Here is a 13,111-nt window from a genome sequence, read left to right as displayed (position 1 = left end):
GAGCCCTCTACAAGTTTTCAACATCGGGCGTGATCTCGAACGAGAACGCGTCCCGAATCACCATTGATCCCTGCTGACTGACTGCCCTTCCCCCATCCTGCGTTTTCCCGGCAGGCTTGCTGCCGGCATCTGATAACCGTTCCCGACCACCCTTCTTCGCGCGTGTTGGCGTCGTCGCCCTCTGCACTGCGGCCGCTTCCGCCTGCACAGGTCGACTCTCTTTCGCCGCGCGCTGCATCGCGTATCTCAACGTGCTTGCGCTGATTTCGACGCCATCCTGCGCAAGCTGCTGCACGATTTCCTCCAGCGTGTACCCCTTCTTCTGGGCGCTGCTGATCTGGGCCTGCATAGACCTGATTGCATCCCGGACATTGACGCGATGCTCATGCGCAGGCTTTGCTTGCAGCGTATCGAGACGGCGCGAGGCGGCATCCCATTGCGCCTGGGTAAAGCTCTTCACCATCGGCATGACTCGCTCCGGTGTACGGCCTGAATGCCATCTTGCAAACGGTTGCCGGTGATCGTCAATACCCTAAATCCAGGCTGAATCAGGGCACGGGAACACAATGGAATGAAGAGGAACTGGCTGGAACAGTAAATTTTTTTCGCGATTGTGCGGGGACAAACACAAAGGATTCGCACGAGAAATGGCACGACCACACGGGCTACCAGTGGAGCCATCAACGATTTCGTTTCGGCAGCGGTTCCGATGGTAGAAACATTGCGCGCTGTGGGAAACCTCAGTCCTGCATGTTGCGCCGGGCAATCGCGGGATTCGAATTGATCGCCCTGCTGAACAGCGTTTTTCCTGCGCTGCTCGGCAATACCTCACACGCTCAAGCTGCGGAAGCGACAGGCGACTAGTGTCGAAAGCCAACACTTCGTTTGAATTTGTCTGCGCGACGCACGTAGTCCCGCTTTCTACATATTGCGCCAGCACTCATGGCTTCACGTTTTCAATTGATTGGCCGATTTGCGCGCGCAGAGAGATCTACCCGCACGGTGTTGCCCATATCCCCCAACGAGCGGTTCATTTTCCTGCGTCGATGGATCGTCTTTCTTGCGCCGTGCAATCGCTTTTTTGCGCAGCAGCAGGCTACCCTGCACATGGGATTTTGCGGACGACAAACTGAACAACACAAAAACAAGGGATGGCAGGATTGGCTTGCGCCGGTTTTGGTCGCCGTGTGCGGACTACCAAAGGGGTGGGCTACGGTTCGTGCGACACGGAATTCAAAAGGTGTGAGGGGCATGCGATGTCGCCTCGACTGGATGCCCGGTGGAACGACCATCCGTCGATGTACTGTCGAGCATGTCTTCGGCACGTTCAAGCACTGGATGGAGCCAGCACACTTCCTAACCCGGACGCGTGGGCAGGTGAGTACGCAGATGAGCCTTCAGGTGATGGCCTACAACATCAAGCGAGTCATGAACAAACTTGCTACTGCGTGGATGACGAAGGCCATGAAGGTGACTGGAAGCTGGAGCCTTGAGGGGCTTTCTTATGCGGCGATGTTCGATTCGCACAGCCTCGATATGTCAAACCTGACCGAGCGGACCGGCAATCTCGCCCTCAGTAGCGAAATCGGCGTCTCCACACGACCTCGCCCCCGAGCGATCGATCAGCGTCCGAATTGAAGGTCCGCTAGCGATGACGATGAAATTTTGCCGTTTAACACTATGCCGCTGAACGTTGCCTTTTGGTCGATCCCCGGACGATGCATGAACTGCATACCGGCCCAGTCCGAAACAAGCTGCCGTGCCTCGAAACGGACGCATGATGTACCTTTCGCGCAAAGGTGATTTCGATGTCCGGCACTTCTGGCGCCACGGTGCCTCGTCTAGAGTCAGGTCAGCCTTTGGATGCGGATACTCACTCCACGAACGGACCCGCACCAAGCTCTCTGAAAACCCAAAAGGAGCAAACTATGCTGACCATGATGTCGCCCACGCTTGCCGGCGAATCCGATATCGCGACCGAGGACGCGCAATACTTCGAATACACCTCGTCGGCGAATCCGATTGGTGCGAAGCTCATCTCGCGCGTTCCATTCCGGAGCTTCCCGCCTTCGTTATATGCAGACGGCGCGACCCGAGTCGTGCCGCTCGATCTGTCCGCGGAGCTAGGCTGCGCGGGTCCCGCGACCGGTCCCGGCTTGAGCGCCAGCTTCCTGCGCATCAATGCGGGCGAAGCGTTGACAGTCGAGCCGAATGCGACCTCGCAGGTCTGCTACGTTATCAGCGGTGCGGGTACTGTGGAACAGGGCAGAACGAGTTTCCCGTTTGCGATGGGCGATTTCTTCACGCTCCCGGGCGGCGCTGCCGCTGTGCTGTCCGCCGAAGTGACGGCCACGCTCTATTACGTCAACGACGCTCCTCTGCTCGCTTATCTTGGCACGACCGGGGTCCACCCACGATTTGCGCCAACACGCTATCCGGCCGCCAAGGCGCAGGCAGCATTGCGCGATGTCGCGGAACAACCCAACGCGGATCGTCGCAACCGCATCAGCGTGCTGATGGGCAACGCCAACTTTCCGCAGACGCGCACGGTCACGCATGTGTTGTGGGCGATGTTCGGCATCGTTCCGCCCAACTCCGTGCAGAAGCCGCATCGGCACCAGTCGATCGCGCTCGACTTCATCGCTGGCGGCAACCCGGGTGTCTATACGCTGGTTGGAAACGAACTGGACAGCGACGGCAATATCGTGAATCCGACCCGCGTCGATTGGGAAACGGGAATGGCGTTCGTTACTCCGCCGGGATACTGGCATGCGCATTTCAATGAAACGAACGAAAACGCCTACGTGATTCCAATCCAGGACGCCGGCTTGCAGACTTATCTGCGCACGCTAGACATCCGCTTTGCCGTTTAAGGTCGACGCGCCAGTGTGAGACCATCGTCCCAGTACGGTGGCTCGCCAAACGCTTCGGCATAGAAGTCCACGAAGGCGCGCACCTTCGACGAGACGATCTTCTTCGGTGGGTAGGCCGCCCAGACCGCAGGTTCGGCTCGTCCGGTGCGCGCTTCCCATTCCGGCAATACGTGCTGCAAGCGTCCTTCGCGCAGGGCCGTGAACGCGAGCCATGTTGGCAGGAGCGCCACGCCGCAGCCGGCCACGGCGAGCGCGAGCACGGCTTCCGAATCGTCGGCACGCAAACGCCCCTGCAACTCCACCACCTGTTCCTGTTCTTGCGACGCTTGCGCACCGGCGGCGGCACGCGTGAAAGACCATTTGTCGTCCGGCACCAGGGGCAGGCGAAGTGCATCGTGTGCGGCCAGATCGACAGGGACACGGGGCGTGCCGCGACGCTCGAAATACGCCGGACTGCCACAGACGATACGACGATGCGGCGCAAGGCGCCTCGCCATCAATGAAGAATCGAGCAACACGCCAGTACGGATCGCCACGTCAATGCCCGCGTCGATCATGTTGAGCGTTTGCTCCGTCGAGACGATGTCCAGGTCGATGTCAGGGTAGCGCGCCATGAAAGCCGGCAGATGAGGCACGATGTGCAGGCGCCCAAACGCTGGCGGCATCGTCACGCGCAGCGCGCCTTGCGGCGTGCGATTCAGCGACGACGTCACTTCGCGCGCGTCATCGAGTGCCTGCAACGCTATCAACGCGTGTTCACGAAACAGCCGGCCGCCCTCTGTCAGGACGAGACCGCGCGTCGACCGGTTGAATAGAGCGATGCCCAGATCATGTTCCAGTTCGCTCACGTAGCGCGATACGGTCGATGTTTTGACGGCCAGTTCATTGGCCGTCTTGCTGAAGCTCTTCAGCTCCGCTGCGCGAACGAAGGCCCGTACTGCGGCGAAGTAGTCCATTGAATGTTTGACGCGGATCGGGTGATCGGGCTTTGGCTCAGGCTGGTAGTGTACTGCCACGGCGCAGCCGTAGTGTAGAGGCGCGAGTGGCGGGGTCAAGATTCTCGCGTTTGAATGCAATGTCCGCTTTGGGAGAACGCAATCGTTTCGTTGCAGATGTGCGAGTGTCGCTTGCTGGCCAAACCTCGTCTAGTGGCCAAGCGACGTATGCCTCGCTCGCGGTCGTCCGATACAAAATAGCGAATAGGCCGACCAGACGCATACCAATAACGACGCACAAAACTGCTTTCGTTAAACTATACGTCTTTGGATGCGGGGGCAATCGCACGTTACGACCCGGCCTCGAAGGTCTTTGCATGCGACAAAAGCTCGGCTCGCTTTCGTTTCGGAAGCCTGCCAAAAACCAAGATAAGTTGGGCAAGTTCAGCGTCTTCAGCATACAGAAAGGCCACCGGCACCTTGAGCACGGCGGCGAGACGAATTGCGAATGTGTAGTCGACCTTATGGACACCCAGTTCATAACGGTTAACTCGGGTGCTCGCGACGAATGGATCCAGGCCAGCCTCGATTCCGAGTTGCTTCTGCGATAGCCCGGCCTCCAGGCGAGCCTCCTTCAGTCGCGTTCCAAAAATCGAAGATGACGCCGCAGACATTCACTGGTAGCTCGTAATATACGAAGCTACGAATATCGTTGCAAAGCGCCCACTTAGATACTACGATTATCGTAGCATCCGAACGCAGCTTGAAGATGCTTGAGGCTGCCCGGCCGTGACAGCCTTCGATCATGCCGCTCAGGAGGGTTGCTGCACGACCACGGCGCGGCTCGCTACGCGCTCGACGCCCGGAAACGCAGGAAGTGAAAAATGCAGGACAAGAGAGTGCCGACCGACCTCGGCATTGACCTCAACGAACAGGATTGCAGCCGCCTGCGCCTGCTCAACGACGAGTTGGCGCGCGCAGAACAGTGGATCAGTCGCCGCAGTAGCGAAATGGTCGCGGCGTACGGCCTGGCTACCGCGCAAAGTCGTCACACTGACCAGTTGGACGAAGACGTAGAGCTGATCGCTACTGTCCTCTTCCTGCTTCCGAAGGATCATCCCGATTTCGACCTCGGGCGCCACGGCCTCGTGGCGCGACTCGATATTCCGATCCTGCCTGCAACCCCTCGTGAAGATAATGTCCGCTGCAACAACGCGCGACCGGCATGGCCGTTCCGGGATCGTCGCGAAAACTGGTGTCCATTGTTTCTGGATCTCTACGAACGCGCACTGCAAAAGGACACCGCGAAAATGCTGAGCATAGGCACGCTGTCCATCGACATCGCACTGATACAACAACAACTGCGCTCGTGGTAGACGATCGACACGCTAACCACCGGTCAGCATTTCTAACCCTTCACGGCGTCTGCCAGGGCAGCGTCTATAGTTGCACAAATGGGAGGATTGGGGCTGTGTGTATCACTCGAATCCTGCGCAGCCACGTTCCGTGGGAGGACGTCGTATGGATTTTCTGAAACTTGCCATCGTAGTCGGCCTTCTTCTCGGCACTGCGCGGGCAATCCAGCTATGTGGTCGCCACTGCCGGAATCGTTTCGGCCACAGCTTTTTCGCTGCGCGCGGATTCTTGCTCGCCGCCATCGCGATCAATTTCATCTGGTGGGGATTCTATGCGTGGGCGACGGCCGCACTGCATCACGCGCAGCCGTCAGGAGGACTTGCCCTCATGGCTCTCGGTATTGCTGCAGCAGGCTGGCTGACCTACGAAAACGTCCACGCGACAAACGCCCTCTACGGCGTCGTCGGCTCGTCTCTCCAGTTCGTGCTGTTTTTTCCGGTGGCACTCTACGGCCTGCCGCTCGTCGCGGTCGCCCTGATTTTCCTGCTCTTCGCGACGTACAAGGGCGCACCCGCGTGGCTCATCGGTCTATGAGCCGCCTGCAGTCGATAACAGCAGCGCCTACGTGCTCCGTGTGGACGCGGTGCGTCTCACACCAGCCCCCCTCATACCGAGCGCAATTTCAACGTCGTCTTCGCAGACTCACGATGACGGACAAGCAATGAAGGCCGACGCGGTGCGCGGATGAGGACACCAGACCGCGCGTCGCTTACTTCGCCCATCGGAACGGGAGCACCCTCTCGGCCGCGCTAGAGTTCGATGTGCGGATCGGGGACGTCAGGCCGACCATCGCGCTCTGGTGCCGTCCGATGCTTGCGCATTGGCGCCGGATCCCGTCTCATGTCTGGGACAACGGCGTCCCGCTGGACCGGCATCGCGCGCACGAACTCCACAATGCCCACAGCCATCGCGCGGTCCGCACCGGCTGGGGACGCGGCCATTGTCCGCGCCACCTCCCGCCACACTGCAAATGCCTTGTCGTGAGCCTGCCACCCGGCGCGTCGCTGCGTTTCGTTCGCAACGGCACGCCAGTACTTCGGTTTCTCACCACGCTCCACCATATGCCTGACGCCCTGTGCCGGATATCGTCGGGTCTCGCCACGCACCCGTCGGGGCGTTGCGTTGGCATCCACACCGTTCGCGCGTAGCTGCTCTGCGAACCGCTCGCGCCAACGCCGCAGATCCTGCTTTCGCGGATTCAGACGCCGGCCATCCGGTCCACGGACCTGCACGCTGAGGTGAACATGCGGGTGTGCCTCGTCGTCATGCGCAGCAAACACATAGGCACGCCCATCTCCAAATTCAACGGCCGCAAAATCCCGGGCGGCGTCCCGCACGGCCTGACGGTTCGTACCCGGCGGCATCGACAGCAGGATGTTGAACACCTCGCGACGAACACTCGCTTCCGGTATACCCCATCCGCCAAATTGCCAGGTCTGCACGAGATCTCGTACCGCCTCGGGTCCGGCGATGCGATCGCCATTCTGGTCTTCCAGTTCCACCCGCCCGTTCCGGGAGATATATCGAAGGTGCCGGCGCACCGCGCCGATGCCCTGCGCGCCCGATGCCTTGTTCGTGATCTTGATCATCACTTCCGGCGTGCGCCTGAGCGTACGCGCGAGCTGCTCGCGCATTCTCGCGGCCTCGTCTCGCAGGCTCGCCTGCGAGAGTCGCCGTGCCCTCGCGTGCCTGAACGGATCCTGAAACAGCCGGTCACCCCAGTTCAGAAGCATCGCATCAATGTAGACCTTCGGATAAGGCATCTCACCGGCTCCATCGATCGAGGTTTGCCCGCATCACATCTGCCACGACGCGCAGGTGCGCATCGATCGCCCCACGAATGGCCTCGACGGCGCCGTTCACATCCTGTCCGCCATGTCGTATGTGGCCGCCGCGGGCAAGTTGTGCAAGCCATCTCCCGATCGAAGCAAGCTGCAGATTCGAATCCGACAGCAGCCGCATCTCGCGCGCGCCAAGCTGGGGTTCGTGCGTCAACTGCGCACGGATCAGCGCAACGATCCAGCGGTTAGCTGTCAGGCCCGCCCCCTCCGCGCGCAACTCAACAGCCTCGAGTTCGGCAGCCGTCAACCTGAGTTCGATCCGGATGCGAGGATCGCCGACAACGCTCCAACGAACCTCCGCGTCGATTTCCGGATCATCATTGCCACCGTCCGCACGCAACGCGGCGGCCACCAGTTGCCGCGCGCCCTCACCAACGGTCAGGCCCCGGCGCACGCACCAGCGATCCCAATCCCGTCTCATGCCACCAAGCTCGATACATAAGCGATCACGTACACGCATAACAGCTCCTAGCGCCCAGGCGAGGGTTCGACGGGCGTGTGCACCAGTTCAAGCTCGATATCCCGCCCAGGCGCACGTCCGACCGCTGTGCGTGTCCGACGATCCCGTTCCGACGGCGCTTTCGGATCAAAGACCTTCGGCCGCGGCACGGGAATGCCCTCGCGACCAAACGCATCGAGCAGCGCTTCCGCGCGCCTTTGCACACGCCCGATCGAGCGCGCACTGAATCCCTGCTCCCGCATCGCGCCGGTGAGCACGGCCAGGTGCAGCACCTTGTCCTCATCGGAGACGCCCGGGCGCCGCAGCCCCTGGCCGCTTTCGCGCGCATTCGTGCCTGTAGGTGTCGCGTCTGCTCCCGCTACGCGTTGGGCTTCTGACACAGATTGCGCCGCCGTACGCTCCCGTCCCATCACATCTACCTGCCAGGTGTTCCGGTGCACATCGCGCTCATCCTCACCAATCACCACACCGTGCTCATCCAGGATCGGTACCTTGACCGTGACGAGCCGTCGCCCCAGGTTTTCAAGTGCGACCTGCTGCCCGGGCTGCGCGCCCGATTCGCGCACCGCGCGTTCGAGATCTACACCCCAGACGACGTGATCCGCGCCTGTCGCATCGCGGAACACGACGTAGTACGACTCGCTGCGCGCAGGATTATTCTGGTACGGCGCACCACCGTGCTCGCGCAGCTCGCCGGTATATCGCCTCGGGGTGTCGACATCGTCGCCTGCTGCCGGCGGTCGCTTCGCGTCAAGCGGCTCACCCCGCTGAGCGTCACGTCGAAGGGCCGCAGATGCGGCGCCATCCGCCACATCCCGCGGCCCGGCGGCTGGGGCGGGGGTAGACGTTGCACGACTGGGCTCTGCTACGTCTATCGTCGAACCGGCTGAACGCAACGACGCATCCGCTTCGATGCGGTTGTTCAGACGCGCCTGCCGCGCATCGGCCAGGCGCGCCAGATCGGCGGCTTTTGGCTCATACCCGCTGACCTCGATGCCCAGCAACGACCCCTGCAACCACACTTCGCCGCGGAACGCCTCGTGACCGGACGCGCGAATACGACGCCACGATTTCGCCGCCGCCATGTCGACCATCGATTCCACCACGTCCGGCCGGTTGTGTTCTGTGACGAGGTACGGTCCGATATCCTCGAACGCGAGCTGATACGGCGCGTCCTTCAGGAAATACTGATTCCCGGCCCGCAGGTAGCGTTTGCGTACGCGCTCCGGCGGCTGGTCAAGCGGCGCGCGAACAGCAGCGTGATCTTCGCGTTCGATTGGCGCGTCGCCGGTTGGGCGGTGAGCAGACTGAGGTGCCACACGAGCATCGTCCCGGATGGCCTGATCGCGCAGACGCGCCCGTGCCGCGTCAAACTCACGCCGGCGCCGGGCCGACACAGCATCAAGGGCCGCCGCATCGAGGCGACTGGTATCTCCATCACCTTTGGTGTGTTCAATCGATGCCGAATGTCCGGGAACATCCGGCTCGATCACATTGATGAGTGGCTCGGCAGGCGGCAAGGTTTCAGACATGGTGGGCTCCTTTCTGATCGGTCATGCTTCCAGGCGATACATCCTTTGGTCTAGCGATCCGGCCCAGGCGGATCCTGCGGTGCGGACCGCTCCTTCGACTGCTCGAGCGCCGCTGTACGTGCTTCGCGTATCCGGGCCCATGAACGCGCCTGCAACTGGTCGAGCATGCCCTCGAGGTTCGGACTAAAATTCAGTTCACGGGCGGACTTCTTGAGCGAGCCGACCGTGCGGTCGAGCAGGTCACGCGCGCGATCCCACGGATAGACCCTGGGCCGATCACCTTCGTAGCCGACCTGCAGTTCCGATCCGTTCAGCCGTGCGTTCTCATCCATCCATCGCAGCCGCTCCGAGACGAATTCCATCTGCGTCTTCGGATGGAAAACGACGCTGCGCGTCGCCACCTCCTGAATCAGATAGTGCTCCGTATTAAACACCTCGCCGCGGTAGGGTCCGCCGTTCTCGCGCGGCGTCCCCATGCGTAGTGGCGAACCGAACCGATGTTCGGCCAGTGCCCTGACTTCACTGGGCACATCCGCTACAGCGAACAATGATTCACCAACCGGCGGACGCGTCGGCGCGAAGCGCCTCGGCTCAGCAGCCGGGGTATCACCCACAGGGACAGCCGTAGACCGGTCCCCCGTCGGTTGTGCCTCCGCCGATGTCATCACCGGTTCAGGAGCTACCGACGGAGTGGTCGGTTTCGGTGCGCCGCGCTTCGACGTGCGACGACGCAGTGTGTCGTCCCCGGCATTGACGAGTTTTTCCTTCACGTTGCCCATCATGTCCTCCATCGGTTCGTCCGGCTCCCTGCCGTTTGACCTGCCGTTTGCCATGCCCGCTGGCAATCCGGCACGCTCAACGACCGGCATGACATCGCGGCCCACGATTTCGCTTAGGTGCTCGCCCACCCGGGCAGATCCGGACAGAACCGCCATGTCGTTGAAATCGGTTGGCGCCTTGTCGTCAATTCGCGCGTCGACGGCGAATACGGGTAAGACCATGCGCGCACGGGATGCGTCCGCAGCCTGTCTGGCCTTGGCCTCACCCGGCCCCAGCTCGCCCAGCACGACGATGTCCGCGTCCGGGAATTGCTCGCGCATGGATTCCGCGACGGGCGGCAGATTCCCACTGGCGAGTGACGCGAGTGCCACCCATCCCGTTGCGCGGTGCGCCGAGAGCATCGTGGCCATGCCCTCGCCGATCAGGATCGGCGTCGTCTGGCCGCCGGCAACGGGCGCAGGTCCGGCCATCCAGTACCCGCCTTTCTTGACGCCCCCGGCCAGCGACGACTTGTTGCCCGCTTCGTCGATCAGCTCGAGCGTCGAGATGGCACGACCGATCCAGACCGGCACGACCAGCACGCGCCCGGAAAGCGGTCGCTCTTCGCTCGCCGGGGCATAGCCAAGCAACGCACGCAGTTCAGGCGCTTCCAGTTCGCGCAGCGCCGGCACTGAATCGAGACCCTTGCGCACGAGATAAGGATGTTCAGGCCCAACAGGCCGCGCCCATTGCCAGATTTCCTGCGCCTCGCGGGCAGCAGCGGCATGTCGCGCCTGCTGGCGTGCCGCTTCCCGATTGCGACGTTCGAGCACGTCGGGAGCCGGCACGAACTCGGTTGCCAACCGGTCCGGGTAGTGACCACGCCTCAGGTCAAAGCCATTCTGTCGCGCGAGCCAGAAGAGCGAGGCGAGTGTCTTGCCGCCCGACTCCTTCACCGAGCGCCAGGTCGTGCGGGCCGCCCGCTCGTCATAGTTGCCGGCAGTGCGACTCCATTCGTCCCAGATCTCGAAGCCCGCGTCACCCAGACCGTGCTTCAGTGCAAACGCCATGTCGACCCACGTGCCGTAGTCCTCCGCCGGAATTACAGCAAGGGCGGCCCGTACACGGGCGGTTTCGTCCGTCTGCGGCATACTCATCGCCATGCTCCCTCAATCGATGCCGTGTTCGTTCCGGCACGTGTCACCGGACCGCGCCTCTCACGTGCTGACGTTGGCGGCACCAGCTCCGCGACGTCGAGGTCTGCGATGGACAGCCGACGTGTCGCCTGTCCGATATGCCTGGCCGGAACGCCCAGCAGCATGAAGTGCCGGTCAACGTAGGCCGTGACCTCGTCCTCACTGAGGTCGGCAAGGCGCGGTGGAAGATCGCGCGGGTCCCAAGCCTGCAGCACCTCCAGATACTCGGGCGACAGATGAAGGAGACCCGCGCCTTCCGGATCGATCTCGTCGGACTCGACCGCGCGCACACGACGTTCGATCTGTGCCGTGAAGCGGGCCAGATCCATGGCCGGCACCGACGGTGCAATCAAGACCCGCGAAGCAAACACCGGATCGCGCCAGTAGCAGATCCGGTCAGCGAGAATCGGCTTCGTGTTCTCCAGCACGATGATTTCCTTGTCACGCCCCAGTTCCTTGAGTTCCTGCGGCAGCAGCAGCGGGCGACGTTGCTCGGACATGCTCTCGCTCGATCCGCCCCGGCCGCCGAACATCGTGTTCGGGCGGCTGACACTGCGCGACTGGTCGGTGAAGGTGCCGAGCATCTCCGAGTAGTCGTTCGCATCCTTCTGCTCACGCGGCGCATACAGGATCTGCATCGCGTGGTTCGTGAGGAAGGTACGTGCGTCGGCGCGGCCGTAGACCGACTCGAGCTGCGCAATCGACTGCACGACGGAGAGCAGACGCAGGTTGTAGCCCGCCATGTAGGCCACGGCGCGCGCGATGATATGGATCTTGCCGATTGCCGTCATCTCGTCGAGTAGCAGCAGGCACTGGAACCGCAGGGTTGGATCCGTCTCCGGCAACTGTTTCGTGTTCAGATTGACGAGCTGCGAGAACACAAGATTCACGAGTAGTGCCGCTTCGGACAGGTGATCGGGCGTGATTCCGATATAGATCGACATGCGACGGCGACGCACGTCGCGCAGATCAAAATCGTTAGCGCTCGTTGCCGCATCGACGATGGGGTTCGCCCAGATCGTAAGCGGCGCGTGGAATGTCGCAAGAATGCTCGCCAGCACCTTGTCGTCGTTGGAAAGGAAACGGTTCAGCGCATCGACGCATGCGCCGCTAAGCAGAGCGCGATGCTGGACGAGTGCGCGCTGCAGGTACGCCTTGACCGGCATGCCGTGGCCCGACGACTGCCGCAACACCTCGCCCATCGTGACGGGGTAGTCAGGGATGGATTCGCCCCTCCCCGTGCGCCGCGCGTCACGCCACTCACTGAGCAGCAGGACGATACCGAGAAACAGGTTACGTGCCTGGTCCTTCCAGAAGTCATCGTGGCCACCTGGCGGATAGAGGGCGTAGCCGATCGCCAGAATGTCGCCGACGCGGAACAGGCCATCGGAAATCGCCGACAGCGGGTTGAACCGGTGCGTGCGTCCATCTTCCGCAAACGGGTCGAAGAGATAGACCTCCTGCCCCTGTGCACGCCGGAAGCCTGCCGTGATCGCGTAGTTCTCGCGCTTGATGTCGAGGACCACGACCGAATCCGGGTAACTCAACAGGTTCGGGATCACGATGCTGACGCCCTTGCCCGAGCGCGCGGGTGCGGCGAGCAGCACGAACTGCTGCCCGGAAAAGCGCAGATAGCGCCCCCGCCATATCCCGACGACGATGGGCGACGCATCGATCAGTGTGCGCGCATTCATAGCAACCCCGCCGCGCGGATTTCCGCTTCGCTGGCGAACCGGGCACTGCCGTAGAGACGCCGCCGCCCGGATCGATCCCACAGCGAATACAGTCCCATCGCGGGGCAACCTACCGCGACGAGAACACCCAGCAGCGCCGCGCCGGCGAGATGCCGGCCCCCGTGCGGCATTAGGCCGTCATGCCAGGCCAGCAGCGCATCGGGCCAGCCCCATACTCCCGCATGGAACGGGTTCAGCCGCAGGCACGCGTAAAGGAAAAACGATGCAACCCACAGCGAGGCCAGCAGAGCCCCCGTGACTGTCGCCAGAACTGCGACCGTGACCAGGGCGACACGCACATGATGGGCTACCGGATTAGCGGTGTCGGAAGGAGTTGAGGCTCGGAGGTTCGTATCCATGCAGGCC

General features: G+C 62.2%; 14 protein-coding genes. 5 read left to right on the top strand and 9 right to left on the bottom strand.

Features of this window, described 5'->3' with window-relative positions:
• Positions 1–7: 7 nt before the first annotated feature.
• Positions 8–469, bottom strand: coding sequence for a hypothetical protein (locus tag QEN71_RS06810; protein ID WP_201661402.1), 462 nt, complete (start codon positions 467–469; stop codon positions 8–10).
• Positions 470–480: 11 nt separating this feature from the next.
• Here QEN71_RS06810 and QEN71_RS06805 point away from each other — a divergent pair, with 11 nt between their 5' ends.
• From QEN71_RS06805 to QEN71_RS06795, 3 genes are all read left to right on the top strand, one after another.
• Entirely contained in the window at positions 481–864 is a 384-nt protein-coding gene (locus QEN71_RS06805) for a hypothetical protein (RefSeq protein ID WP_201661399.1), read from the top strand.
• Between the two features lie 78 nt (positions 865–942).
• A complete protein-coding gene (locus QEN71_RS44765; protein ID WP_377791973.1) occupies positions 943–1,638 on the top strand; it encodes a hypothetical protein in 696 nt (231 codons plus the stop codon).
• A 290-nt stretch (positions 1,639–1,928) separates the two neighbouring features.
• A complete protein-coding gene (locus tag QEN71_RS06795; RefSeq protein ID WP_201661430.1) occupies positions 1,929–2,873 on the top strand; it encodes a cupin domain-containing protein in 945 nt (314 codons plus the stop codon).
• Here QEN71_RS06795 and QEN71_RS06790 read toward each other — a convergent pair.
• Together QEN71_RS06790 and QEN71_RS06785 are read right to left on the bottom strand one after the other, a co-directional pair.
• The gene (locus QEN71_RS06790) at positions 2,870–3,829 is read right to left on the bottom strand and encodes a LysR family transcriptional regulator (protein ID WP_201661396.1); all 960 of its coding nucleotides are present in this window, start codon (positions 3,827–3,829) and stop codon (positions 2,870–2,872) included. The two genes, QEN71_RS06795 and QEN71_RS06790, sit on opposite strands and share 4 nt — an antisense overlap.
• A 329-nt stretch (positions 3,830–4,158) precedes the next feature.
• Positions 4,159–4,482, bottom strand: coding sequence for a helix-turn-helix domain-containing protein (locus QEN71_RS06785; RefSeq protein WP_201661394.1), 324 nt, complete (start codon positions 4,480–4,482; stop codon positions 4,159–4,161).
• Between the two features lie 210 nt (positions 4,483–4,692).
• Here QEN71_RS06785 and QEN71_RS06780 point away from each other — a divergent pair, with 210 nt between their 5' ends.
• Together QEN71_RS06780 and QEN71_RS06775 are read left to right on the top strand one after the other, a co-directional pair.
• Positions 4,693–5,184 carry a hypothetical protein gene (locus QEN71_RS06780; protein ID WP_201661391.1) on the top strand — a complete coding sequence of 164 codons (492 nt, stop codon included), beginning with the start codon at positions 4,693–4,695 and terminating at the stop codon, positions 5,182–5,184.
• 145 nt (positions 5,185–5,329) lie between these two features.
• The gene (locus tag QEN71_RS06775; protein WP_201661389.1) at positions 5,330–5,758 is read left to right on the top strand and encodes a hypothetical protein; all 429 of its coding nucleotides are present in this window, start codon (positions 5,330–5,332) and stop codon (positions 5,756–5,758) included.
• Between the two features lie 215 nt (positions 5,759–5,973).
• On the opposite strand, the gene QEN71_RS06770 is transcribed toward QEN71_RS06775, so the two are convergent.
• From QEN71_RS06770 to QEN71_RS06745, 6 genes are read right to left on the bottom strand one after another with little or no spacing between them, the layout of a single operon-like run.
• Positions 5,974–6,987, bottom strand: coding sequence for a relaxase/mobilization nuclease domain-containing protein (locus QEN71_RS06770; RefSeq protein WP_201661387.1), 1,014 nt, complete (start codon positions 6,985–6,987; stop codon positions 5,974–5,976).
• 1 nt (position 6,988) lies between these two features.
• The gene (locus QEN71_RS06765) at positions 6,989–7,525 is read right to left on the bottom strand and encodes a plasmid stabilization protein (protein WP_201661385.1); all 537 of its coding nucleotides are present in this window, start codon (positions 7,523–7,525) and stop codon (positions 6,989–6,991) included.
• Between the two features lie 8 nt (positions 7,526–7,533).
• Entirely contained in the window at positions 7,534–9,057 is a 1,524-nt protein-coding gene (locus tag QEN71_RS06760; protein WP_201661384.1) for an LPD7 domain-containing protein, read from the bottom strand.
• A gap of 50 nt (positions 9,058–9,107) precedes the next feature.
• Positions 9,108–10,973: a PriCT-2 domain-containing protein gene (locus QEN71_RS06755; RefSeq protein ID WP_201661381.1), complete on the bottom strand. Its 1,866-nt coding sequence runs from the start codon at positions 10,971–10,973 to the stop codon at positions 9,108–9,110.
• Positions 10,970–12,706: a type IV secretory system conjugative DNA transfer family protein gene (locus QEN71_RS06750; protein WP_201661428.1), complete on the bottom strand. Its 1,737-nt coding sequence runs from the start codon at positions 12,704–12,706 to the stop codon at positions 10,970–10,972. Before QEN71_RS06750 ends, QEN71_RS06755 begins: the two co-directional genes overlap by 4 nt.
• Entirely contained in the window at positions 12,703–13,104 is a 402-nt protein-coding gene (locus tag QEN71_RS06745) for a hypothetical protein (RefSeq protein ID WP_201661380.1), read from the bottom strand. The genes QEN71_RS06750 and QEN71_RS06745 overlap by 4 nt, the downstream gene beginning before the upstream one ends.
• Positions 13,105–13,111: the final 7 nt, after the last annotated feature.

Source organism: Paraburkholderia sabiae, from assembly GCF_030412785.1.
Classification (GTDB): domain Bacteria; phylum Pseudomonadota; class Gammaproteobacteria; order Burkholderiales; family Burkholderiaceae; genus Paraburkholderia; species Paraburkholderia sabiae.
The sequence above is the reverse complement of the archived record's forward strand: the minus strand, read 5'-3'. Positions and strand labels throughout refer to the sequence as shown.

What these genes read in the sequence shown, in the direction of transcription:
- QEN71_RS06755 (WP_201661381.1), bottom strand. Translation starts at nt 10,973, where the DNA reads ATGAGTATGCCGCAGACGGACGAAACCGCCCGTGTACGGGCCGCCCTT.
- QEN71_RS06750 (WP_201661428.1), bottom strand. Translation starts at nt 12,706, where the DNA reads ATGAATGCGCGCACACTGATCGATGCGTCGCCCATCGTCGTCGGGATA.
- QEN71_RS06765 (WP_201661385.1), bottom strand. Translation starts at nt 7,525, where the DNA reads ATGCGTGTACGTGATCGCTTATGTATCGAGCTTGGTGGCATGAGACGG.
- QEN71_RS06775 (WP_201661389.1), top strand. Translation starts at nt 5,330, where the DNA reads ATGGATTTTCTGAAACTTGCCATCGTAGTCGGCCTTCTTCTCGGCACT.
- QEN71_RS06770 (WP_201661387.1), bottom strand. Translation starts at nt 6,987, where the DNA reads ATGCCTTATCCGAAGGTCTACATTGATGCGATGCTTCTGAACTGGGGT.
- QEN71_RS06785 (WP_201661394.1), bottom strand. Translation starts at nt 4,482, where the DNA reads ATGTCTGCGGCGTCATCTTCGATTTTTGGAACGCGACTGAAGGAGGCT.
- QEN71_RS06795 (WP_201661430.1), top strand. Translation starts at nt 1,929, where the DNA reads ATGCTGACCATGATGTCGCCCACGCTTGCCGGCGAATCCGATATCGCG.
- QEN71_RS06790 (WP_201661396.1), bottom strand. Translation starts at nt 3,829, where the DNA reads ATGGACTACTTCGCCGCAGTACGGGCCTTCGTTCGCGCAGCGGAGCTG.
- QEN71_RS06745 (WP_201661380.1), bottom strand. Translation starts at nt 13,104, where the DNA reads ATGGATACGAACCTCCGAGCCTCAACTCCTTCCGACACCGCTAATCCG.
- QEN71_RS06810 (WP_201661402.1), bottom strand. Translation starts at nt 469, where the DNA reads ATGCCGATGGTGAAGAGCTTTACCCAGGCGCAATGGGATGCCGCCTCG.
- QEN71_RS06780 (WP_201661391.1), top strand. Translation starts at nt 4,693, where the DNA reads ATGCAGGACAAGAGAGTGCCGACCGACCTCGGCATTGACCTCAACGAA.
- QEN71_RS44765 (WP_377791973.1), top strand. Translation starts at nt 943, where the DNA reads ATGGCTTCACGTTTTCAATTGATTGGCCGATTTGCGCGCGCAGAGAGA.
- QEN71_RS06760 (WP_201661384.1), bottom strand. Translation starts at nt 9,057, where the DNA reads ATGTCTGAAACCTTGCCGCCTGCCGAGCCACTCATCAATGTGATCGAG.